Genomic DNA, 22,552 nt, shown 5'->3' on the forward strand with positions numbered 1-22,552 from the left:
GCTAGGGGCCGGGCCGGGCGGCGAAGCCGCCTCCCGCCCGCGCCGCCGCCGCTCGCGCCGCGCGAGATACACCTCGACGCCGGCCCGCGTCAGGAACGAGGCGAGGGCGATCGCCACCGCCACCCAGCGGATGCGCCGCTCGTCGCGATCGACCTCGCTCTGGCGCTCGGCGAGAAGCGCGGTCTCGCCGCGCGTGATCTCGCCGATCACCGCGCGGATCCGATCCATCGTGGCGCGCTCCATCATCGCGACCTCGCGGTCGCGCGCCGCCTCGAAGCCCTGGCTGTCGTGAAGCGCGATCGAATCCTTGAGTTCCGCCAGCTTCGTGTCCACCAGCGCATCGAGCTGCGATACGCGCTCGACCTGCGCGGCATTGTCGGAGATGTGCGAGCGCAACTCGCCGCGCAGCCGCCACAAGCGTCCCAGCGCCTTGTCATAGGGGTCGAGATAGCGCCGGTCGCCGCTCAGGAGATAGCCGCGCTGGCCGGTCTCGGCATCGTCGAGCCCGATCAGGACATCCTTGGTGTTGTCGATCGCCTCGAACGTGTGGACCACCAGCCCCTGGTGGTCGGCGAGCAGCCGGTGCGTCCAGCCCGTGGCAAGAACGCCCGCCGCGATCACGACGCCGACCGGGATCGAGCGCAGGAGGACGGGCGTCGTCAGGGTGTTCCGGCGCAGGGCCCGCCACGACCAGTCGACCATCTTGCCTGTCCGCTCCCCTGATCCGCCGCGCCGCTCGCTAGCCCGAGCCGCCATCTAAGGCGCCGCATCCCGAGCGCCATGGCCGTCGCCTCGCTCGCCAAGCGGTGCGGTATCATATAAGGACATCCTTATATGTCCCGGGCGCGCCATGGCCGGGACACCGGCCAGCCTTGCGAGTCCGCCATGTCGAGCGCTTCCGAGACCCTGTTCGCCCCCCGCGCGAGCCACCGCGACGATCCGATGACGGCGCTGAGGAAGGCCGCGTCCGAGCGCATCCTGATCCTCGACGGCGCGATGGGAACGCAGATCCAGGGTCTGGGCCTCGGCGAGGAGCATTTCCGGGGCGACCGCTTCGGCGACTGCGCCTGCCACCTTCAGGGCAACAACGACCTTCTCGTCCTGACGCAGCCGCGTGCCATCGAGGACATCCACTTCGCCTACCTGATGGCGGGCGCCGACATCGTCGAGACCAACACGTTCTCGGGGACCACGATCGCGCAGGCCGACTACCAGATGGAGGCGGTGGTCTACGAGCTGAACCGGGAAGGCGCGACGGTGGCGCGCCGGGCGGCGATCCGCGCCGAGGCCGCCGACGGGCGACGCCGCTTCGTGGCGGGCGCGGTCGGCCCCACCAACCGCACGGCCTCGATCTCGCCCGACGTCAACGATCCCGGCTTTCGCGCCGTCACGTTCCACCAGTTGCGCGAAGCCTATGCCCAGCAGATCCGGGGCCTCGTGGACGGGGGCTCCGACATCGTCCTGATCGAGACGATCTTCGACACGCTGAACGCCAAGGCGGCGATCTTCGCCGCGGAAGAGGTGTTCGCGGAAGGCGGCATCCGCCTGCCCGTGATGATCTCGGGGACGATCACGGACCTGTCGGGCCGCACCCTGTCGGGCCAGACGCCGACCGCCTTCTGGCACTCGGTGCGCCATGCCAGGCCCTTCACGATCGGCCTGAACTGCGCGCTCGGCGCGGAAGCCATGCGCCCGCATCTGGCGGAGCTCTCGGGCGTCGCCGACACGTTCCTGTGCGCCTATCCCAATGCCGGCCTGCCCAACGAGTTCGGCCAGTACGACGAGACGCCGGACGCGATGGCGCGTCAGGTGCGCGGCTTTGCGGAGGAAGGGCTGATCAACGTGGTCGGCGGCTGCTGCGGCTCGACGCCCGAGCATATCCGCGCGATACACGACGCCGTCGCGGGCTTGCGGACGCGTGAGGTTCCCAAGCTCCATCCCGTCATGCGCCTGTCGGGCCTCGAGCCCTTCGCGCTGACGGCGGACATTCCCTTCGTGAACGTCGGCGAGCGCACCAACGTCACGGGCTCGGCCCGTTTCCGCAAGCTCGTCACCAACGGCGACTACCCGGCCGCGCTCGAGGTCGCGCGCGAGCAGGTGGCGAACGGCGCTGTGGTGATCGACGTCAACATGGACGAGGGCCTGATCGACTCGAAGAAGGCGATGGTCGACTTCCTGAACCTCGTCGCCGCCGAGCCCGACATCGCCCGCGTGCCGGTGATGATCGACTCGTCGAAGTGGGAGGTGATCGAGGCCGGGCTGCAGTGCGTGCAGGGCAAGCCGATCGTCAACTCCATCTCCATGAAGGAAGGCGTCGAGAGCTTCCTCGAGCACGCGCGCCTGTGCCGCCTCTACGGCGCGGCCGTCGTCGTCATGGCCTTCGACGAGGAGGGGCAGGCCGACACGCTGGAGCGCAAGCAGGCGATCTGCCGGCGCGCCTACGACCTCCTGGTCGCGGACGGCTTCCCGCCCGAGGACATCGTCTTCGATCCCAACGTCTTCGCGGTCGCGACCGGCATCGAGGAGCACGACGGCTACGGCGTCGCCTTCATCGAGGCCGCGCGCTTCATCCGCGAAGAGCTGCCGCACGCCCACGTGTCGGGCGGCGTGTCGAACCTCTCCTTCTCGTTCCGCGGCAACGAGCCGGTGCGCGAGGCCATGCACGCCGTGTTCCTCTACCACGCCATCCAGGCGGGCATGGACATGGGCATCGTCAACGCGGGCCAGCTCGCGGTCTACGACGCGATCGACCCCGAGCTGCGCGAGGCTTGCGAGGACGTCGTCCTCGACCGGCCGGGCCGGGGCGGCCAGTCGCCGACCGAGCGCCTCTTGGAGCTGGCCGAGCGCACCAAGGGCCAGGGCGGGCGCGAGGCGAAGGCCAAGGATCTCTCGTGGCGCGAGGGCCCGGTCGAGGCGCGCCTGGCTCATGCTCTCGTCAACGGCATCACCGAGTTCATTGAGGCCGACACCGAGGAAGCGCGCCTCCAGTCCGAGCGCCCGCTTCACGTGATCGAGGGCCCGCTCATGGCGGGCATGAACACGGTCGGCGACCTGTTCGGGTCGGGCAAGATGTTCCTGCCGCAGGTGGTGAAGTCCGCCCGCGTCATGAAGCAGGCCGTCGCCCATCTCCTGCCCTTCATGGAGGAGGAGAAGCGGCTGAACGGCGGCTCGGAGCGCTCCACGGCGGGCCGCATCCTGATGGCGACCGTCAAGGGCGACGTCCACGACATCGGCAAGAACATCGTCGGCGTCGTGCTCGGCTGCAACAACTACGAGGTGATCGACCTCGGCGTCATGGTGCCGGCCGCCAAGATCCTGGAGACGGCGAGGGAACGCCAGGTCGACGTGATCGGCCTGTCGGGCCTCATCACCCCCTCGCTCGACGAGATGGTGCACGTGGCGGCCGAGATGGAGCGCGAGGGGCTCGACATCCCGCTTCTCATCGGAGGCGCCACGACGAGCCGCGTCCACACGGCCGTGAAGATCGACCCGCGCTACCGGCGCGGCCAGACGGTCTATGTGACGGATGCCAGCCGTGCGGTCGGCGTCGTGTCGAACCTCCTGTCGCCGGAAACGCGCGAGAGCTACGCGGACGGCATCCGCGCCGAGTACCGCAAGGTCGCCGAGGCCCATGCCCGCTCCGAGGCCGAGAAGCGGCGCATGCCGCTCGGCGAGGCCCGCGCCAACAGGATCGCGGTCGACTGGTTGGGCTACGCGCCGCCGCGCCCGAGCTTCCTCGGCACGCGCACGTTCGAGACCTGGGACCTGGCCGAGCTCGCCCGCTACATCGACTGGACGCCCTTCTTCCAGACCTGGGAACTGAAGGGCCGCTATCCCGCGATCCTGGAGGATGCGGCCCAAGGCGAGGCCGCGCGCCAGCTCTTCGCGGACGCGCAAGGGATGCTGAAGCAGATCGTCGAGGAACGGTGGTTCCAGCCCCGTGCTGTGGTCGGCTTCTGGCCGGCCGGGGCCGTCGGCGACGACATCCGCCTCTTCACCGACGAGGCGCGAGAAGAGGAGCTGGCGACCTTCTTCACCCTGCGCCAGCAGATCGCCAAGCGGACCGATCGGCCGAACGCCGCGCTTGCCGACTTCGTGGCACCGCTGGAGACGGGCCTGCCGGACTATCTCGGCGGCTTCGTGGTGACGGCCGGCCCGCAGGAGGAGGCGATCAGCAACCGCTTCGAGAAGAGCAACGACGACTATTCGGCGATCCTGGTGAAAGCGCTCGCCGACCGGCTGGCGGAGGCGTTCGCCGAGCGCATGCACGAGCTGGTGCGCCGCGAACTCTGGGGGTACGCGCCCGACGAGGGCTTCGCGCCGGAGGATCTCATCGGCGAGCCCTACCGGGGCATCCGCCCCGCGCCCGGCTATCCCGCCCAGCCCGACCACACGGAGAAGGTGACGCTGTTCCGGCTGCTGGACGCGGAAAAGGCCGCCGGCGTCAGCCTGACGGAGAGCTACGCCATGTGGCCGGGATCCTCGGTCTCCGGCCTCTACCTGTCGCATCCCGACAGCTATTATTTCGGCGTCGCCAAGGTCGAGCGCGACCAGGTCGAGGACTACGCGCGGCGCAAGGGCATGGCGGTGGCGGAGGTCGAGCGCTGGCTCGGGCCGATCCTGAACTACGTTCCGGCGGAGCGAGCGGCGGCCTGAGATCGCTGCATTGCAGTAATTTAAGGCGGCCATCGCTTTCCCGAGCGATCACGTGCCCATAACATTGGGGTGAAGAGGCCGCGCCGTCGCGCGTCCGTAAGGATCGGGCCGCATGCGCCGCTGGTTCATTCTCGTTCTCGTCGTTCTGATCGCGGCCGCCGTCGTCGAGCGCGACCGGATCGCTCCCTACCTGCCGCCCGCGCTGGCCGCCTATCTGCCCTCGCAGGGCGGCGAACAGGACGGGAGCGGCGGCAAGGGCGGCGGGCGGGGCCGCTCGCAGGGGGGCACGGCCACGGTCACGGTGGCGACCGCCGCCGACGGCTCGCTGCCGATCCTGCGCGACTCCATCGGCTGGGTGCGTCCCGTGGCATCCACGGTCCTCACCAGCGAGACGGCGGGCACGATCGCCGAGATCGCGGTGGGCGACGGGGCGAGCATCAAGGCGGGCGACCTCGTCGCGCGGCTCGACGACCGCGCCGCCAAGGCGCTGGTCACCAAGGACGAGGCGGCCGTGGCGCGCGACCAGGCGACCCTGGATGCCGCCAACGACTCGCTTGCGCGCATCGAGCGGCTCGTCGCGTCGGGGGCCGCCACCAGCCAGGCGGGCGACGACGCCCGCACGGCGGTGCGCAGCGCGACCGCGACGGTCGCGGTGGACCGCGCGGCGCTCGCCGCCGATCATGTCGCGTTCGACAAGACGCAGATCCGCGCGCCCTTCGACGGGCGACTCGGCGTCGTCTCGCCCTCGCTCGGCACGCTGGTCACGCCAGGCACCGCGATCGCGACGCTGACGCAGGTCTCGCCGGTGCTCGCCGAGTTCTCTCTGCCCGAGAACGACCTCGACCTTCTTCAGGCCTCCCTCCAGGCCGGAACGCTTCAGGCCACGATCGACCCGCCCGGCGAGAGCACGCCGGCCCGCACCGGTCCCGTGGTCTTCATCGACAACGCGGTGGACCAGGCGTCGGGCACGATCCGCCTGCGCGCGCGCCTTCCCAACGACGACGGCGCGCTCGTGCCCGGCCAATCCATCGCGGTGCGGGCACAGGCCGGCCTGCAGGGCGGGCTCGTGGTCGTGCCCGGCGTCGCGGTCGAGCCGCGCGAGGACGGCTCGGCGGTCTACGTGGTCGGCGCGGACGCGACCGTGGAGGTTCGCCCCGTCACGGTGGCCCTCAGGGTCGGCGATCAGGCGGGGCTTTCCGCGGGCCTCAAGGCGGGCGAGCGCGTCGTCACCGAAGGGCAGGGCGGCCTTCGCGCCGGCTCGCGTGTGGAGGTGAAAGAAGCCGCGCCCCAGCCCGCGGAGGGCGGTCCGGTCGCCGCCACCGACAAGCCGGCGGAGGACAAGTCGTGAACTCGACCCTCTTCATCCGCCGCCCGGTCGCCACCATCCTCCTGTCGCTGGCCGTGATGATCGCGGGGCTGGCCGCCTACAGGCTCCTGCCGGTCGCCGCCCTGCCGCAGGCCGACTTCCCGACGATCAACGTCTCGGCGCAGCTCGCCGGCGCCTCGCCCGACACGATGGCGAGCGCGGTCGCCACCCCCCTCATCAAGCAGTTCGAGACGATCGCCGGCATCGACACGATCTCGGCGCGCTCCTCGCTCGGCAACACCTCGATCACGCTGCAGTTCGACCTGTCGCGCGACATCGACGCGGCGGCCGCCGACGTGCAGGCCGCGATCGCGCGAACGACGCGCCAGCTGCCCGACAACCTGACGACGCCTCCGAGCTACCGCAAGGCCAACCCCGCCGACGCGCCCGTCCTGCTGCTGGCGCTCGTCTCCGACGGCGCGCCGCTCACCAAGGTCGACGACCTCGCCGAGAACGTCGTCTCACCCGCCCTGTCCACCGTGTCGGGCGTCGCGCAGGCGCAGGTCTACGGCTCCAAGACCTTCGCGGTGCGGGTCGGCGTCGATCCGGTGCAGCTTGCCGGACGCTCGCTCTCCATGAACCAGGTCGCCTCGGCCCTGCGCGCGGCCAACGACCAGACGCCGGTCGGAACGCTCCAGACGCCGACCCAGACCCTCACGGTCGACGCGCCGACGCAGCGCACCGAGGCCGACGAGTTCCGCACCCTCGTGATCGCGCGTCCGAACGGCCAGACCGTGCGGCTCGGGGATGTGGCCACCGTCACCGACAGCGTGTCCAACACGCGCCAGGGGTCCTGGCTCGACGGCCAGCCCGCGATCGTTCTCGCCGTCCAGCGCCAGCCGGGCGCCAACACGGTGGAGGTGGTGGACGCCATCCGCGCCAAGCTGCCGGAGATCGAGGCGAGCCTGCCGGCCTCCATGCATGTCGAGGTCACCAACGACGCCTCTCGCTCGATCTCGGCGGCGGTGGAGGACGTCCAGTTCACGCTGATGCTGACGATCGCGCTGGTGATCCTCGTGATCTACCTGTTCCTCGGCCGCGTCGCCGCGACGCTGGTGCCGGCCGCCGCCGTGCCGCTGTCGCTGGTCGCCACCTTCGCCGCCATGTACGCGCTCGGCTACTCCATCGATAACCTCTCGCTGCTGGCGCTGACGCTCTCGGTCGGCCTCGTGGTGGACGACGCCATCGTCATGCTCGAGAACATCGTGCGGCACACCGAAGAGGGCGCGGCGCCGATGCAGGCCGCGCTCCAGGGCTCCGGCGAGGTGGCCGGCACGATCGTCTCCATGTCGCTGTCGCTGGTCGCCGTGTTCCTGCCGATCCTCCTGATGGGCGGCGTGGTGGGCCGCGTCCTGCTCGAGTTCGGCATGGTGGTGACGCTCGCCATCCTCGCCTCGGCGGTGGTGTCGCTGACGCTCACCCCCATGCTCGCCGCGCGCCTGCCCCATTCGGCGCCGCCCTCGCGCGGCCTCGCCTTTCGCTTCGGCCAGGGCTTCGATCGCGTGACCGCCGCCTACGGGCGCTCGGTCGACTGGTGCCTGCGCCGCCAGGGCTTCATCGCGGCCGTGTTCCTTCTGTCGTTCGGCGCCTCCGCCTGGCTCATGGCGGACCTGCCGCGCTCCTTCTTCCCGCAGGAGGACACGGGGCTCCTGACGATCTCGACGCAGGGGCGCCAGGACATCTCCTACGAGGCCATGTCGGCGCTCCAGTCGCAGGCCGCCAAGGCCGTGTCCGCCGACCCCGCCGTGCTGCATGTCACCTCGACGCTCGGCGGCGGCCCCGGCGGCTCGGCCACCAACAGCGGCAACATGTTCGTGCAGCTGCGCCCCAAGACCGAACGCCCGCCGCTGGAAAAGACGCTCGCCTCGCTGCGCCGGGAGCTCGGGAAGATCCCGGGCCTGCGCTCCTTCCCGACGCCCGTCCAGAGCCTGCGCTTCGGCGGCCGCTCCTCTCAGAGCCAGTACCAGCTCGTGGTCCAGTCGCTGGACGCGGCGGCCGCGCGCGACTGGTCGGGCCGGATCGAGGACAAGCTGCGCGCCGACCGCGCGACCTTCACGGACGTCGCGACCGACCTCCAGGACGACGGCCTCCAGGCCCGCATCGTGGTGGACCGCGACCGTGCCGACGCGCTCGGCATCTCGGCCGAAGACCTTCGCACCGCGCTGGAGGCCGGCTTCGGCACGCTCGCCGTCACGCAGATCCAGTCCACCGGCAACAGCTACGACGTGATCCTCGAGTACCGGGAGGATTTCGGCTGGGACGAGAACGCGCTCGCCGCGATCCGCGTGGCGGGTTCGGGCGGCCAGCTCGTGCCCTTGGCGAGCTTTGCCCATGTGGAGCGTGCGAGCGGTCCGGTCACGGTCAACCAGACGGGGCAGCTGACCTCGGTGACGCTGTCCTTCAACCTGCCGGCCGGCGTGTCGCTCGGCACGGCCACCGAACGCGTCTCGGCGATCGAGAGCGAGATCGGTCTGCCCGCCAACGTCTTCACGAGCTACGGCGGCACCGCGCAGGTCTTCCAGCAGGCGACCGGCAATCTCGGCCTCCTGATCGGGGCGGCGGTTCTAACGATCTACATCGTGCTCGGCATCCTCTACGAGAGCTTCCTCCACCCGCTCACCATCCTGTCGGGCCTGCCCTCGGCCGCGCTCGGCGCGCTCCTGTCGCTGGAGCTTCTGGGCTTCGACCTCTCGATCATCGCGGTGATCGGCCTCCTGATGCTGATCGGCATCGTGAAGAAGAACGCGATCATGATGATCGACGTGGCGCTGGAACTGCGCCGCGAGGAGGGCATGGGCGCGAGGGACGCGATCCGCGAGGCGGCCGTGCGCCGCTTCCGCCCGATCATGATGACGACCTTCTGCGCGCTGATCGGCGCGCTGCCGATCGCGCTCGGCACGGGCGCCTCGTCGGAGCTGCGCCAGCCGCTCGGCGTGGCGGTGGTCGGCGGCCTCCTGGTCAGCCAGGTGCTGACGCTCTTCATCACGCCCGTGGTCTTCGTTCAGGTCGAACGGCTGGGCGGATGGCTGCGGGGCCTGGGCCGGCGCCGCGCGCGGGACGCCGGGCCGCACGCGGTCGCGCAGCCCGTCTCCGACGCCCTGCCGGCGGCGGCGGAGTAGCTGCCCTTCAGCGCACGACGCGCGAGATCGCCTCGGCCATGAGGTCGAGCGCGCAGGGGCGCTGGTCGGCAACAGGCAGGACGCGAGGCGCGTCCTCGGACAGGTAGCGCATCGCCGCGTAGCGCCGCAGCACCGGCACCTGCTCCTCCCGGCCGACCGCCGCGATCTCGCTGACGTAAGGGGCGTAGAGGCTCTCGTGCTGGACGCGCGGCACGAAGGGCGGGTCCACCAGGAGAAGGTCGGCGCCCGCCGCCTCGCTCCAGGCCAGCGTCGTGTCGAGCGCGTCGCCGAAGGCGCGGATGTCGCTGGAGGCGAGCGCGTCGCGCACGCCCACCGGCCAGACCACGAGGTCGGGCTTCACCTGCTGGAGGATGCGGCGGATGCTCTGCCCGTCCTCGGCGGCGAGGCCGGCCGAGGAGACGGCGGCGATCTCGAAGCGCGCGCCCGGAATGCGCCGCTCCAGCGCCGCTCCCAGGATCTGGTGGGCGGTCGCGGTCGCGTCCATCATCACCACGCGCACGGGCCGCCGGTGGGTGATCAGCGTCTCCGTGCGCTCCAGGCCGCCGGCCAGGCGCAGGAACTGGTCGGGCACCTGGCAGGCCGGGCCGACCGCGGGAACCGCTGTCGCCTGCGCCGGCGCGGCCTGCGCGAGGGAAGGGGCGGGCGCTTCCGCCTCGTGTGAGCCTCGAAGCGCCAGGCCCGCCGCTACCGCGCCGGCGAGGAGGCCGGCGAGGAGGAGGGGCTTCGCGATCGCTGCCATTCGAGGACTCCCGCAAGACAAAGCTGGATGAGGATGCCGCCGCCCACCAGGACGCTGTCCACCGCGATGTCGTTCCCGGTCTGGGTGCGGATCATCTGCCCGATGATGGCGAGGATCGTGCCCAGCGAGAAGACCGAAAGCGAATGGCGCCCGAGCACGACGAAGGGCCAGGCCGAGCGGCTTTGCGCCAGCCACCGCTCCAGCGGCAGGCGCGAGACGACGAGCGCCAGCGCCAGCACGTGGAGAAGGCGCGGCAGGGTCAGGTAGGTCTTGTCGAACTCGAAGGCGAAGCGCGGCAGCCAGGACGGACTGAACTCGGGCCGGAAGCCGCTGACGATCCAGACGGCCGACAGGAGCACGTAGAGAAGGGCGGCCGCGTCGAGGAGCGTTGGCGCCCCGCGGGGTTCGCCGCTCGCGATCCGCTCGCCCAAGAGGATGCCGATCACGAACAGCAACTGCCAGGCGAAGGGGTTCAGGAACCACCAGCCGCCCACCGGGTAGGTGGGAACGTTCAGCCAGAGGAGCTGGGCCGCGACATACAAGGCGCCGGAGGCCAGGAGCAGCGCCGCCCGACCGAGGCGCACGCGCACGAAAAGAAGGACCGGCGCCGCCGCCAGGAGCGCGATGTAGACCGGCAGGATGTTGAGATAGGCGGGCTGGAGGCCCAGCGTCGCCAAACCCATCAGGCTTTCGACCGTGTCGTTGATCAGGACGTCGAGGCTCAGCATCTCGTAGAAGCGCAGATCGCCCGTAATCGCCACCGTGCGCGCGATCACCGCTGCGCTGAGGATCACGAGCACGATCTGCGCCATGTAGAGCTGGAAGGCGCGCTGGAGGATGCGGAAGGCCCCCGCCATGCCGCGACCCGCCCGGAACAGCGGCAGGTAGACGAAGGCCACCGCCACGCCCGCCAGGAGCACGAAGACCTCGGTCGCGTCCGAGAAGCCGACGTTGCGGTGCGTGAACCGCTCGAAGGCGTTGCCGGGCATGTGGTTGACGAAGATCGTCAGGAGCGCGAGCCCGCGCCAGAAGTCGATCGAGAGAACGCGCCGCGCGCCCGTCCGCTCCGGGTCCACCTGTCTCATGCGCCTTCCATGTTTCACGCGCCGCAGGACGCAGATCGTCGCCTGGCGCGCGGAACGCCGGAGGGCGCACCGCGTCTGTTCGTCCGCCTTACATCTTGCACCGAAGGGGCCGCCGTCAACCGTCGGGGCGAACGCTTCGCGGGGCCGTCCACCCTTTGCGCGAGGTTGACGCGGGCGCCGTGCCCGCCGAAACAGGGTAGCGGGACGGGGAGCGTCCGCGATCGCAGGGGAGGAACGGGATGGCCGACGAGAAGCGCAGGAGCGGCATCCGCTTCACACCCGCCGAGGCGCTCGCCTTCCACGCCGAGGGGCGCCCCGGCAAGCTGGAGGTCCAGCCCACCAAGCCCATGGCGACGCAGCGCGACCTCAGCCTCGCCTATTCGCCGGGCGTCGCCGTACCGGTGCTTGCCATCGCCGAGGACCCCGCCGCCGCCTTCGACTACACGACGCGCGGCAACATGGTGGCCGTGATCTCGAACGGCACCGCGATCCTGGGCCTCGGCAACCTCGGCGCGCTCGCCTCCAAGCCCGTGATGGAAGGCAAGGCCGTCCTCTTCAAGCGCTTCGCCGACGTCGATTCGATCGACCTCGAGCTCGACACCGAGGACCCCGACAAGTTCGTCGAGGCCGTGCGCTACCTCGGCCCCTCGTTCGGCGGCATCAACCTCGAGGACATCAAGGCCCCCGAGTGCTTCATCATCGAGCAGCGCCTGCGCGAGCTGATGGACATTCCGGTCTTCCACGACGACCAGCACGGCACCGCGATCATCGCGGCGGCCGGCATCATCAACGCCCTGCACCTGACGGGCCGCGAGATCGGCGACATCAAGCTCGTCTGCAACGGGGCGGGGGCGGCCGGCATCGCCTGCATCGAGCTCGTCAAGGCCATGGGCGTGCCGCACGACAACGTCATCCTGTGCGACACCAAGGGCGTGATCTACCAGGGCCGCACGGAGGGCATGAACCAGTGGAAGTCGGCGCACGCCGCGCGCACCGACGCGCGCACGCTCGCTGAGGCGATGGTGGGCGCCGACGTCTTCTTCGGCGTCTCGGCCAAGGGCGCGCTGTCGGCCGAGATGGTGCGCTCCATGGCGCCCAATCCCATCATCTTCGCCATGGCCAATCCCGATCCCGAGATCACGCCGGAAGAAGCGCACGCCATCCGCGACGACGCGATCGTGGCGACCGGGCGTTCGGACTATCCCAACCAGGTCAACAACGTCCTCGGCTTCCCCTACATCTTCCGCGGCGCGCTGGACGTGCGCGCCACGCAGATCAACGACGCCATGAAGATCGCGGCCGCGCAGGCGCTCGCCGATCTCGCCCGCGAGGACGTGCCGGACGCGGTCGCCTCCGCCTACAAGGGCGCGGGACGGCCGCGCTTCGGGCGCGACTACATCATCCCCGCGCCGTTCGATCCGCGCCTCATCACCCATGTCCCCGAGGCCGTGGCGAAGGCCGCGATGGAAAGCGGCGTCGCGCGGGCCGCGATCGCGGACTGGGACAGCTACCGCAACCAGCTCGCCTCGCGGCGCGATCCTACCGCCGGCACCTTCCAGAATCTCTTCGCGCAACTGCGCCAGCGCCCGCGCCGGGTGGTGTTCGCGGAAGGCGAGGAGGCGCAGGTGATCCGCGCCGCCGCCTCCTATGTCGCGCAGGGGCTCGGCGGGGCCATTCTCGTCGGGCGCGAGGACGCCGTGCGCGAGGCGGCGCGCGAGGCGGGCGTCGAGCTGCGCGAGGGGCTGGAGATCGTCAACGCCCGCCTTTCGACGCGCAACGACCGTTATTCCGAATATCTCTACGGCCGCCTCCAGCGGCACGGCTACCTGCAGCGCGACTGCCATCGCCTGATCAACACGGACCGCAACCACTTCGCCGCCGCCATGGTCGCGCTGGGCGACGCCGACGCCATGGTGTCGGGCCTCACGCGCAACTACTCGGTCGTGCTGGAGGACGTGCGCCACGTCTTCGACGAGCGCCCCGGCGAGACCGTGATCGGCGTCTCGATCGTGATCGCCAAGGGGCGCACGACCTTCGTCGCCGACACCGCCGTCCACGCCATGCCCTCGGCCGAGGAACTCGCCACGATCGCCCGGCAGGCGGCGGGCTTCGCCAAGCGCCTCGGCCACGAGCCGCGCGTCGCCTTCCTCGCCCACTCCACCTTCGGCCACCCGCCCTCCGAGCGCTCCGAGCGCGTGCGCGAGGCCGTCGCGATCCTCGGACAGCGCGGGGCGGACTTCGAGTTCGACGGCGAGATGGCGGCGGACGTCGCCCTCAACCCGGAGCTGATGGCGCTCTACCCCTTCTGCCGCCTGACCGGACCCGCCAACGTCCTCGTCATGCCCGCCTTCCACTCGGCCTCGATCGGCACCAAGATGGTGCAGGAACTCGGCGGCTCGACCGTGATCGGCCCGGTCCTCATCGGCTTCGACAAGGCGGTCCAGATCGTCAACCTCGGCGCGCGCGACACCGACATCCTCAACATGGCCGCCTTCGCCGCCTTCTCGGCGGGCGAGTAGCGGTCAGCGCAGGGGACGCCGTCCCCTGCACCCCTGCCAGGGGAAATGATTTCCCCTGGACCCCTCTTCATTTGAAGCGTGTCCGAGACCGGGCGGGGCCGCAGGCCCCGCCCGGTCTCGGAAAAGATCTCCAAACGAAAGGAAGGGTTCGGGAAGTCTTTCCCGAGCGGGGACCGGGGCGGCAGCCCCGCTCCTGTTCGCTAAGCCGCCTGCGCGAGCGCGGTGCGCTTGGTGAGGCTGCGCTGGAGGGCGATGAAGCCGAACAGGAGGATGCCGATGGCGATCTTGGTCCACCAGGACGAGAGCGTGCCGTCGAAGACGATGTAGGTCTGGATCAGGCCGGAGATGAGGATGCCGACGAAGGTGCCGGCGACGAAGCCGACGCCGCCGGTCAGCAGCGTTCCCCCGATCACGACGGCGGCGATGGCGTCGAGTTCGACGCCGACGGTGGCGAGCGAGTAGCCGGACGAGGTGTAGAGCGCGAAGACGACGCCCGCCACGCCGGCGAGAAAGCTCGACAGGGCGTAGATGCCGACCGTGGTGCGGGCCACGGGCACCCCCATGAGCTCGGCCGAGGTGCGGTCGCCGCCGAGCGCATAGACGTAGGTGCCGAAGCGCGTGCGGTGGGCGACGAGGATGCCGAGTGCGAAGACGGCCAGCATCACCATGGCGACGAAGCTCAGGCGCCCGCCGCCGGGCATGCGCCAGTAGATGGACTGGAGCGCGTCGAAGGCGGGGTTCGAGATCGGCACCGCCTCGGTGGTGAGGAGGTAGCAGCCGCCGCGCGCCAGGAACATGCCGGCCAGCGTCACGATGAAGGGCGGCGTCTGGAGGTAGTGAATCATCGCGCCCATGAGCGCGCCGAAGAGCGCCGAGATCACGAGGATCGCGGCGATCATCGCGTAAGGGGGGTAGCCGTCACGCATCGTCACGGCGAGGAACACGCCGGTGAAGGCGACCACCGAGCCGACCGACAGGTCGATGCCGCCCGACAGGATCACGAAGGTCATGCCGACCGCGATGATGCCGAGGAAGGCGTTGTCGGTGAGGAGGTTGGCGACGACGCGCGTCGACAGGATCGCCGGGAACTGGAGCGAGGACAGGGCGAAGGCGAGCGCGAAGACGCCGAGCGTGACGAGAAGGGGCAGGAAGCGGGCGTTCATCGGATGCGGGCTCCGGCGGCGGGGGCCTTGGCGGCGGGCGGCACGGTGGGCGCGTCCTGGGCGCGCGAGCGGCGAAGGAACTGTGCAAGGCCGCCGAAGGCCGGCGACTGCACGACCAGGATCAGGGCGATCAGCGCGGCCTTCAGGATGAGGTTCATCTCCGGCGGGAAGCCCGATAGGAGAATGCCAGTGTTCATGGCCTGGATCACGAGCGCGCCGACCAAGGACAGGAGGATCGAGAAGCGCCCGCCCATGAGCGAGGTGCCGCCGATCACGACCGCGAGGATGGCGTCGAGCTCCAGCCAGAGGCCCGCGTTGTTGGCATCCGCCCCCCGGATGTCGGCGGCGGCGATGACGCCCGCGACCGAGGCGCACAGCCCCGAGGCGACATAGGCGAGGGCGACCGTCGCCTTGGCGTCGACGCCCGCCAGCGCCGAAGCGCGGCGGTTGATGCCCACGGCCTCGATCAGGAGGCCGAGCGCGGTGCGCCGCACGAGGAGCGTCGCACCGAAGGCCACGATCAGCGCGATCCAGACCGGCATGGGCAGGCCGAGAAAGGCGCCGCTGCCGATGAAGAAGAGAACGGGATCGTTGAAGGTGACGATCGTGCCGGAGGTGACGAGCTGCGCGATGCCGCGGCCCGCGACCATCAGGATCAGGGTGGCGATGATCGGCTGGATGTCGAGGACCGCGACGAGAAATCCGTTCCACAGGCCGCAGAGGAGGCCGACGCCGAGCGCGGCCACGAGCACCACGGCCGGCGGGTATCCGGCGACGGTGAGGGTCGCGGCGACGGCTCCCGCGATCGCCATGGTCGCGCCCACCGACAGGTCGACGCCCTTGGTGGCGATCACCAGCGTCATGCCGACGGCGAGCAGCATCACCGGCGCGCCGCGGTTGAGGACGTCGACGAGCGGCCCGTAGAGGCGGCCGTCGCGCGTGGCAAGGTCGAAGAAGCCGGGGAAGACGGCCCAGTTGGCGAGGAGAACGAGGAGGAGGGCCCCGATCTGGGGCGCGGCGCGGCGCAGGCTCATGCGGCATCCCTCGTGTGGCCGGACGCGATCATCGCCATGATGCCGTCGGGCGAGACGGCGGCGCCCTCGAGGTCGCCGACATGGCGTCGGTCGCGAAGGACGCGCACGCGGTCGGAATAGACGGCGATCTCCTCGAGCTCCGAGGAGATGACGAGCATGGCCATGCCGTCGCGGCACAGGTCCTCGATCAGGCGCACGATCTCGGCGTGCGCGCCGACGTCGATGCCGCGCGTCGGCTCGTCGAGGATCAGGAAGCTCGGCTCGGTGGCGAGCCAGCGGGCGAGGATCGCCTTCTGCTGGTTGCCGCCCGAGAGGAGGCGGATCGGCTTCTCGATGTCGGTGGTGCGGATGTCGAGCGCCTTCACGAAGCGCTCCGCGATGCGCACCTGCTCGCGCATGGGCAGGGGCTTGCGCCAGCCCTGGCGCGCCTGGAGGGCGAGGATGATGTTCTCGCGCACCGACAGGTCGCCGACGATGCCCTCGACCTTGCGCTCCTCCGGGCAGTAGCCGAAGCCGAGGCGGATGGCCGTGCGCGGGTTCTGGATGCGCACCGGCCTGCCGTCCACGAAGGCGCGGCCCTCGTCGGCGCGAAGCGCCCCGAAGACGAGGCGCGCCGTCTCGGTGCGGCCCGAGCCCAGCAGCCCCGCGACGCCCACCGCCTCGCCGGGATGGACCGTGAGGTCGAAGGGCTCGATCTCGCGGCGGCGGCCATAATGCTCGAAGCGCACGCGCGGCTCGCCCGTGCGCTTTTGCGCCGGGCCAGCCGGCGCGTGGGCGACGGCGGCGCGCAGCTCGCGGCCCAGCATCAGGGACACGATCTCGGCGGTCGAGGTGTCGCGGATCGCGCGCTCGCCGACTAGCTTGCCGTTGCGCAGGACGGTCGCCCGGTCGCAGACCGCGAAGACCTGGTCGAGGAAGTGGGTGACGAAGAGGATCGCAAGGCCCCGGTCGCGAAGCGCGCGCATGGCCGTGAACAGCGTTTCCACCTCGGCGGCGTCGAGGCTGGCCGTCGGCTCGTCGAGGATCAGCACCTTGCCCGACACGTCGACGGCGCGCACGATCGCGACGAGCTGCTGGATGGCGACCGACAGGGTGCCGAGCGTGGCGTTCGGGTCGATGTGGCCGAGGCCGTGCTCGGCGAGCAGCGCCTTGGCCCGCCGACGCATGAGGCCGGTGCGCGTCAGGCCCGCCCAGGTCGGCTGGCGCCCGAGATAGAGGTTCTCGGCGACCGAAAGGTTCGGCAGGAGGTTCACCTCCTGGTAGACGGTGCCGATGCCCAGGCTCTGCGCCTCGCGGCTGTCGGCGGGGTCGATGGCGCGGCCCTCGAGCTCGGCCGAGCCGCCGTCGCGCCGGTAGATGCCGGTGAGCGTCTTGATGAGGGTCGACTTGCCGGCGCCGTTCTCGCCGAGCAGCGCGTGGATCTCGCCGGCCCGAAGGGTCAGGTCGACGCCGTCGAGCGCGCGGATGCCGACGAACGCCTTGGTCAGGCCGCGGATCGCAAGGAGCGGTGGGGACATGGCTGGCACCTGAAGACAAATGTCGCATCGCCCGGAGGCAGAGGCGGTTCCGCCGGGCGGGAGCCACAAGCTCCCGGCCCGGCGGCACGGATCGGTCAGGATGACGGGGAGCTTAGTATCCCATGCCCTTCTTGGCTTCCATGACGGCCTTCGGGTCGTCCTTCTGCGTGTAGAGCTTGGACTCGGTCTGGATCCACTTCGGCGGCTCCTTGCCGTCCTTCTTGTAGGCTTCCAGCGCGTCGAAGGCGGGGCCGGCCATGTTGGGCGTCAGCTCGACCGTGGCGTTGGCCTCGCCGTTGCTCATCGCCTGGAAGATGTCCGGCACGGCGTCGATCGAGACGACCATGATGTCGCTGCCGGGCTTCAGGCCGGCTTCCTTGATGGCCTGGATGGCGCCCACCGCCATGTCGTCGTTATGGGCGTAGACCGCGCAGATGTCCTTGCCGCCGTTCTCTGCCTTGATGAAGCTCTCCATGACTTCCTTGCCCTTGGTGCGGGTGAAGTCGCCGGTCTGGGAGCGGGTAAGGCTGATGTTGTCGTGGCCCTTGATGGCCTCCTCGAAGCCCTTCTTGCGGGCGATGGCGGGCGAGGAGCCCGTGGTGCCCTGGAGCTCGACGACCTTGCAGGGCTTGGAGCCGACCTGGCCGACGAGGTAGTCGCCCGCCACCTTGCCCTCGTGGACCTGGTCCGAGGTCACGGCGGTTAGGTAGAGCGAGTCGTCCTTGGTCTCGATGTTGCGGTCGAGCAGGACCACCGGGATCTTGGCGTCCTTGGCCTCTTCCAGGACTTGGTCCCAGCCCGTGGCGACGACCGGGGCGAGCAGGATCGCGTCCACCCCTTGCGCCACGAAGGAGCGGATCGCCTTGATCTGGTTCTCCTGCTTCTGCTGGGCGTCGGCGAACTTGAGGTCGATGCCGCGCTTCTTGGCCTCCTCGCGGGTGACCGAGGTCTCGGCCGCGCGCCAGCCGGACTCCGAGCCGACCTGCGAGAAGCCGACCGTCATGCCGCTCTGGGCGAGCACCGGCGAGGCGAGAAGGGTCGCGAGCGCGAAGCCGGCGAGCGTGGAGCGAATGCGCATGAGATGAAGACCTCCCGTAGAGCCGACGCTCACCGGCCGGGCGGCCCTCCCGAGGCCCCGGCCGGCACGTTCACGAAGCGCCGGCGACCACCCGCACGTTTGAGCGGGAATAACTCATACAAAAGCCGCGCGCACGATTCTGTCAACTCCCCTGACGGTCCGATCGCGTCGCAACCTGCGCGCACGGTCCCGTGCTTCGCTGCGGCGCTTCGCATCAAGCGCCCTAGCTTACGCGCGCAACCCCCACGCGGAGCGCCCGATGCTGAACCTCTGGTACAAGAACGCCGTGATCTACTGCGTCGACGTCGAGACCTTCCAGGACTCGGACGGCGACGGGATCGGCGACTTCCGGGGGCTCATCTCGCGGCTCGACCATATCGAGGCGCTGGGAGCGACCTGCATCTGGCTGCTCCCCTTCTACCCCAGCCCCAACCGCGACAACGGCTACGACGTCGCCGACTATTACGGCGTCGACCCGCGCTACGGGACCCTCGGCGACTTCGTGGAGTTCACCCACGCCGCGCACGAGCGGGGCCTGCGTGTCCTGGTCGACCTCGTGGTGAACCACTCCTCGATCGACCATCCCTGGTTCCAGGCCAGCCGCCAGCGGGACCCGGCCTTCGAGGACTGGTACGTCTGGCGCAAGGAGAAGCCGGCCGACGCGGAAGAGGGGGTGATCTTTCCCGGCGTGCAGGAGTCCACCTGGACCTATGACCGCACGCGCCGGGAATACTACTTCCACCGCTTCTACAAGCACCAGGCCGACCTCAACATCGCCAACCCCGCCGTGCGCGAGGAGATCGAGCGCATCATCGGCTTCTGGCTGGCGCTCGGCGTCTCGGGCTTCCGCATGGACGCGGTGCCCTTCATGCTGGAGGAACTCTCGACCGCCCATTCGGGCTGGGAGCCGCATCGCTACCTGTCGGAGCTGCAGACCTTCGCCTCCTGGCGGCGGGCGGAGGCGATCCTTCTGGCCGAGGCCAATATCGAGATGCGGGAGGCGGACGACTATTTCGGCACGGGCGACCGGCTCCACGTCATCTTCAACTTCCCGCTCAACCAGAAGCTCTTCCTCGGCCTAGCCCGCAAGGACGCCTCGCCGGTGGTGGACTTCCTCAAGGCGCTTCCGGACATCCCGGCGGTCGCGCAATGGGCGACCTTCCTGCGCAACCACGACGAGATCGACCTCGGGCGTCTCGAGGAGGGCGAGCGCGAGGAGGTCTTCGCCGCCTTCGGCCCCGACAAGGGCATGCAGCTCTACGAGCGCGGCCTGCGTCGTCGTCTCGCGCCCATGCTCGGCGGCGACGCCAAGCGCCTCGCCATGGCCTTCTCGATCATGCTGGCGCTGCCGGGCACGCCGGTGATCTGGTACGGCGACGAGATCGGCATGGGCGAGGATCTGGCGCTTCCCGAACGCCATGCCGTGCGAACGCCCATGCAGTGGGACGCGACGCCGAACGGCGGCTTCTCCTCGGCCGAGCGCGGGGCCTGCGTGCGCCCGCCCGTCACCGGCGACCCGCTGGGCTTCGAGCGCACCAACGCGGAGGCCCAGCGCCTCGACCCCGCCTCGCCCCTTTCCACCGTGCGGCGCCTGATCCGCGCGCGGCGCGAGGCGGTGGAGATCGGCTGGGGCGAGGCCGAGCCGCTCGACCTCGGCACGACGGCGGTGCTGGGCCTGCGCTCGCGCTGGCGCGGCGGCGAGATCGTCACGCTGCACAACCTGTCGGACGCGCCCGCTCGCATCCGCTGGCCGAAGGGCGTCGCGCGCACCAAGCTGCATCCGCTGATCGAGGAGGGGGCCGCGCTTCTGGAGGATAAGTCCCCCGAGCTCGGCCCCTACGGCTTCGCCTGGTTCCGCGTGAAGACGTGAATGTTCACGCGCCGCCGGCGAGCGCTCATGCGCCGCCGGCGACCTCGACCTCGTCCAGTACCTCGTCCTCCTCGGCCTCCAGGGCCGGAGCCTCCGAGGGCTCGAGGCCGAAGAGGGCGGCCACGTCCGGCGCGTAGCGCAGGAGGTCGGGGCGAAGCCGCATGAGCGCGAGGTCCTTGGCCTTGGCCTCCAGCATGACGTCGAAGCGCAGGCCTTCCGCCTCGCGCATGAAGGTCGCGAACTCGAACGGGTTGCAGAAGTCGGCATGGCCCGTGAAGACCGGCGCGACATGGCGGACGGTCTTCTTCTTCGTCTTCTTGTCGACGCGCACCTGCTCGCGCAGCTCCGTGCGGGGCGAGGAGAAGTGGATCTTCGGCTGCTGGTCCTCGGGCCAGGTCTTGAGGATGGCGGCCAGCGTGTCGCGCACCGGCACCTGTCCGGGGTTGAGGCACCAGTGGTGCTGGTAGTCGAAGATGCAGCGCACGCCGGTGCGCTCGTGGATCCACAGGACGTCGGCGGCCGAGAAGCGCAGATCGTCGTGCTCCAGCACGAGACGCCGCTGCACGGGTTCGGGCAGCGTAGCCCAAGTCTCCACCCAGCGCTCGCGCGAGGCCGGCACGTCGCCGTAGGTGCCGCCGACATGGATCACGAGCACGGCCTCGGGCGGCTGCTCCATGAGGTCCAGCATCTCGGCCTGCGATACGAGGTCGGCGACCGACTTCGCGACGAGCTGGGGGTCGGGGCTGTTGAGGACGATGAACTGCGAGGGGTGGAAGGAGAGGCGGATGCCGAGCCGCCGCGCCTTGGCGCCGAAGGCCGCCAGCTCCGCCCTGGAGTCGCGAACCATCGAGTGGAACTGGGGCATGTCGGGATGGGTCGCGTAAGGCGCGATGTCCGACGACATGCGGTACATGCGGATGTCATGGCGGTCCAAGTGGTCGAGGATCGCGTCGAGATAGCCGAGCGAGACCGTGAGATGCGGTTCGCTCGCGGCCCTGCGCGCGTCGTTGCTCTTCAGGTCGTCGCGCGCCATGACCTTGACCGGGAAGCCGAGGCGCGAGGGGGCGGGGGCGACGAGCTTCATGCCGCGGCCTCCAGCTCGGGCCCGAAGCCGATCGCGTGGACGAAGTGGTTCCAGTCCGCGAGCCTGAGCGCGCCGCCCGATGCCAGGCGGTGGCCGTTGCCGTATTCCTCGCCCGCCCCGGGCGGCCGGTGCTCGGCGAGGAAGGCGATGAGGTCGCGATCCTCGCCGGTGCGGGCGGCGAAATGCACCCAGCCCTCGAGGTAGCCGAAGTTGGCGGCGATCACGATGCGGTCCTTGATGCGCGTGCGCCAGGCCTGGGCGACGAGCGGATGGATCTGGCAGGGCGAGGAGAAGGGGATCAGCGCGACCTCGGCCGAGACGCGGGGGCCGATCTTGCGCGCGGCGTCGAGCGCGGCCTTCACCTCCTCCTTGGCGGCCAGAAGCGCGGCGGTCTCGCCGTGCTCGCCGGAGAGAACGGCCTTGGCCCCATCCGCCTTGAGAAGAAGGTCCAGCGCGGCGGACGCGTCCCCGCTCGCCGTGCGGCGCGGCGCGTTGACGAGCGAGACCGCCTTGCGCAGCGCCGTGATGCCGAGGCGCCGGGCCTCCTCCATCTCCGGGAAGCCGTCCTCGTCGGCCATGTCGCCGATCAGGCCGATCGCGGCCAGCCACAGGAGGTCGGAGGTTTCTATGCCGGTCGCCTTCGCGCAGCGATAGGCGAGAAGCGAGGAGGTCGGGATCGGATCGTCCTCGATCCCGGAGATGACGCAGGCATGGGTCGGTACGCCGGTCGGCACGTGGTGGTCGATCAGAACGGTGGGGAGGCCGAGGTCGGGCAGGCGGCTCGACACGCCGAGGTCGGTGACCACGAGGCCCGTCATGGCCCGGCCGCGCAGCTCGGCGATGAACGCGTCGGAATAGGCGTTCTCGCCCTTGCCGACGATGCGCGTGGAAGGCTCCATGCCGAGACGCCGGAGGGTCTTCACGAGGATCGCGCCGGCCGACAAGCCGTCCGCGTCGTTGTGGCATGCGACGAGCGGTGAGGGGCCGAGCGCGCGCGCCGCCTCAGCGAAGGCCTCGGGCCGTTTCATGCCGGAAAAGATGCTCATGCGCTCGCGGTCCCCTGACTGTCAGGGAGCCAACGCATGGAGGCGGCGATCCGATCCGCCGCGCCCATGCGGCATGATGCAAGCGCCGTCAGCGGCCCGCGTCGGTTGTCGCGCCGCCGTCCGGGATCCGGCGCAGCGCCTCCTGCAGCTCGTCCTCCTGCGACTGCTGCGAAGCCTGGTCGGCGTCGCGGTCCTGGTTGTCGGCCTGGTCCTGCTGGTTGTCGAAGCGATCGTGCGGGATGCGGCTCATGCTCT

Annotated in this window: 15 protein-coding genes; 5 read left to right on the top strand and 10 right to left on the bottom strand. The window is 70.3% G+C overall.

The window, feature by feature from the left end; translation table 11 throughout:
• On the bottom strand, positions 1 to 702 hold a 702-nt coding region (locus tag AUL35_RS05115), incomplete at its 3' end, for a CHASE3 domain-containing protein (protein WP_192847045.1).
• Between the two features lie 183 nt (positions 703 to 885).
• Between AUL35_RS05115 and metH the strand changes: the two genes are divergently transcribed.
• The 3 genes from metH (at position 886) to AUL35_RS05130 (ending at position 9,141) form a co-directional block, all read left to right on the top strand.
• Positions 886 to 4,656: a methionine synthase gene (gene metH, locus AUL35_RS05120; protein ID WP_082666125.1), complete on the top strand. Its 3,771-nt coding sequence runs from the start codon at positions 886 to 888 to the stop codon at positions 4,654 to 4,656.
• Between the two features lie 112 nt (positions 4,657 to 4,768).
• The gene (locus AUL35_RS05125; RefSeq protein WP_082666126.1) at positions 4,769 to 6,004 is read left to right on the top strand and encodes an efflux RND transporter periplasmic adaptor subunit; all 1,236 of its coding nucleotides are present in this window, start codon (positions 4,769 to 4,771) and stop codon (positions 6,002 to 6,004) included.
• Positions 6,001 to 9,141, top strand: a complete 3,141-nt coding sequence (locus AUL35_RS05130; protein WP_062012711.1) for an efflux RND transporter permease subunit — start codon at positions 6,001 to 6,003, stop codon at positions 9,139 to 9,141. The genes AUL35_RS05125 and AUL35_RS05130 overlap by 4 nt, the downstream gene beginning before the upstream one ends.
• A 7-nt stretch (positions 9,142 to 9,148) precedes the next feature.
• Here AUL35_RS05130 and AUL35_RS05135 read toward each other — a convergent pair whose 3' ends face one another.
• Complete coding sequence (locus AUL35_RS05135) at positions 9,149 to 9,901, bottom strand: SGNH/GDSL hydrolase family protein (protein WP_062012713.1); 753 nt, start codon at positions 9,899 to 9,901, stop codon at positions 9,149 to 9,151.
• Positions 9,847 to 10,986, bottom strand: a complete 1,140-nt coding sequence (locus AUL35_RS05140; RefSeq protein ID WP_062012715.1) for an OpgC family protein — start codon at positions 10,984 to 10,986, stop codon at positions 9,847 to 9,849. Before AUL35_RS05140 ends, AUL35_RS05135 begins: the two co-directional genes overlap by 55 nt.
• Before the next feature lie 239 nt (positions 10,987 to 11,225).
• Between AUL35_RS05140 and AUL35_RS05145 the strand changes: the two genes are divergently transcribed.
• Positions 11,226 to 13,505: an NADP-dependent malic enzyme gene (locus AUL35_RS05145; protein ID WP_062012716.1), complete on the top strand. Its 2,280-nt coding sequence runs from the start codon at positions 11,226 to 11,228 to the stop codon at positions 13,503 to 13,505.
• 200 nt (positions 13,506 to 13,705) lie between these two features.
• Here the strand turns inward: AUL35_RS05145 and yjfF are convergent, their stop codons facing one another.
• The 4 genes from yjfF to ytfQ form a co-directional block, all read right to left on the bottom strand.
• A complete protein-coding gene (gene yjfF, locus AUL35_RS05150; protein WP_062012717.1) occupies positions 13,706 to 14,668 on the bottom strand; it encodes a galactofuranose ABC transporter, permease protein YjfF in 963 nt (320 codons plus the stop codon).
• The gene (locus AUL35_RS05155; RefSeq protein ID WP_062012718.1) at positions 14,665 to 15,702 is read right to left on the bottom strand and encodes an ABC transporter permease; all 1,038 of its coding nucleotides are present in this window, start codon (positions 15,700 to 15,702) and stop codon (positions 14,665 to 14,667) included. Before AUL35_RS05155 ends, yjfF begins: the two co-directional genes overlap by 4 nt.
• On the bottom strand, positions 15,699 to 17,219 hold the full coding sequence (locus tag AUL35_RS05160) for a sugar ABC transporter ATP-binding protein (RefSeq protein ID WP_062012719.1): 1,521 nt from the start codon (positions 17,217 to 17,219) through the stop codon (positions 15,699 to 15,701). The genes AUL35_RS05155 and AUL35_RS05160 overlap by 4 nt, the downstream gene beginning before the upstream one ends.
• Positions 17,220 to 17,331: 112 nt before the next feature.
• Positions 17,332 to 18,297: a galactofuranose ABC transporter, galactofuranose-binding protein YtfQ gene (gene ytfQ, locus AUL35_RS05165; RefSeq protein ID WP_062012720.1), complete on the bottom strand. Its 966-nt coding sequence runs from the start codon at positions 18,295 to 18,297 to the stop codon at positions 17,332 to 17,334.
• A 259-nt stretch (positions 18,298 to 18,556) separates the two neighbouring features.
• Between ytfQ and AUL35_RS05170 the strand changes: the two genes are divergently transcribed.
• Positions 18,557 to 20,167, top strand: a complete 1,611-nt coding sequence (locus tag AUL35_RS05170; RefSeq protein ID WP_062012721.1) for an alpha-amylase family protein — start codon at positions 18,557 to 18,559, stop codon at positions 20,165 to 20,167.
• Between the two features lie 25 nt (positions 20,168 to 20,192).
• Here AUL35_RS05170 and uvsE read toward each other — a convergent pair whose 3' ends face one another.
• From uvsE to AUL35_RS21990, 3 genes are all read right to left on the bottom strand, one after another.
• Entirely contained in the window at positions 20,193 to 21,251 is a 1,059-nt protein-coding gene (gene uvsE / locus AUL35_RS05175; protein ID WP_062012722.1) for a UV DNA damage repair endonuclease UvsE, read from the bottom strand.
• The gene (locus AUL35_RS05180; RefSeq protein ID WP_062012723.1) at positions 21,248 to 22,297 is read right to left on the bottom strand and encodes a DHH family phosphoesterase; all 1,050 of its coding nucleotides are present in this window, start codon (positions 22,295 to 22,297) and stop codon (positions 21,248 to 21,250) included. The genes uvsE and AUL35_RS05180 overlap by 4 nt, the downstream gene beginning before the upstream one ends.
• 88 nt (positions 22,298 to 22,385) lie before the next feature.
• Positions 22,386 to 22,547, bottom strand: coding sequence for a hypothetical protein (locus AUL35_RS21990; RefSeq protein ID WP_156417843.1), 162 nt, complete (start codon positions 22,545 to 22,547; stop codon positions 22,386 to 22,388).
• Positions 22,548 to 22,552: the final 5 nt, after the last annotated feature.

The organism is Aureimonas sp. AU4 (assembly GCF_001463765.1).
Lineage (GTDB): Bacteria > Pseudomonadota > Alphaproteobacteria > Rhizobiales > Rhizobiaceae > Aureimonas.

Excerpts from the sequence above, each read along its gene's own strand:
- uvsE (WP_062012722.1), bottom strand. The coding sequence starts at position 21,251 with ATGAAGCTCGTCGCCCCCGCCCCCTCGCGCCTCGGCTTCCCGGTCAAG.
- AUL35_RS05160 (WP_062012719.1), bottom strand. The coding sequence starts at position 17,219 with ATGTCCCCACCGCTCCTTGCGATCCGCGGCCTGACCAAGGCGTTCGTC.
- AUL35_RS05135 (WP_062012713.1), bottom strand. The coding sequence starts at position 9,901 with ATGGCAGCGATCGCGAAGCCCCTCCTCCTCGCCGGCCTCCTCGCCGGC.
- AUL35_RS05170 (WP_062012721.1), top strand. The coding sequence starts at position 18,557 with ATGCTGAACCTCTGGTACAAGAACGCCGTGATCTACTGCGTCGACGTC.
- AUL35_RS05140 (WP_062012715.1), bottom strand. The coding sequence starts at position 10,986 with ATGAGACAGGTGGACCCGGAGCGGACGGGCGCGCGGCGCGTTCTCTCG.
- yjfF (WP_062012717.1), bottom strand. The coding sequence starts at position 14,668 with ATGAACGCCCGCTTCCTGCCCCTTCTCGTCACGCTCGGCGTCTTCGCG.
- AUL35_RS05125 (WP_082666126.1), top strand. The coding sequence starts at position 4,769 with ATGCGCCGCTGGTTCATTCTCGTTCTCGTCGTTCTGATCGCGGCCGCC.
- AUL35_RS05180 (WP_062012723.1), bottom strand. The coding sequence starts at position 22,297 with ATGAGCATCTTTTCCGGCATGAAACGGCCCGAGGCCTTCGCTGAGGCG.
- metH (WP_082666125.1), top strand. The coding sequence starts at position 886 with ATGTCGAGCGCTTCCGAGACCCTGTTCGCCCCCCGCGCGAGCCACCGC.
- AUL35_RS21990 (WP_156417843.1), bottom strand. The coding sequence starts at position 22,547 with ATGAGCCGCATCCCGCACGATCGCTTCGACAACCAGCAGGACCAGGCC.
- AUL35_RS05145 (WP_062012716.1), top strand. The coding sequence starts at position 11,226 with ATGGCCGACGAGAAGCGCAGGAGCGGCATCCGCTTCACACCCGCCGAG.
- ytfQ (WP_062012720.1), bottom strand. The coding sequence starts at position 18,297 with ATGCGCATTCGCTCCACGCTCGCCGGCTTCGCGCTCGCGACCCTTCTC.
- AUL35_RS05155 (WP_062012718.1), bottom strand. The coding sequence starts at position 15,702 with ATGAGCCTGCGCCGCGCCGCGCCCCAGATCGGGGCCCTCCTCCTCGTT.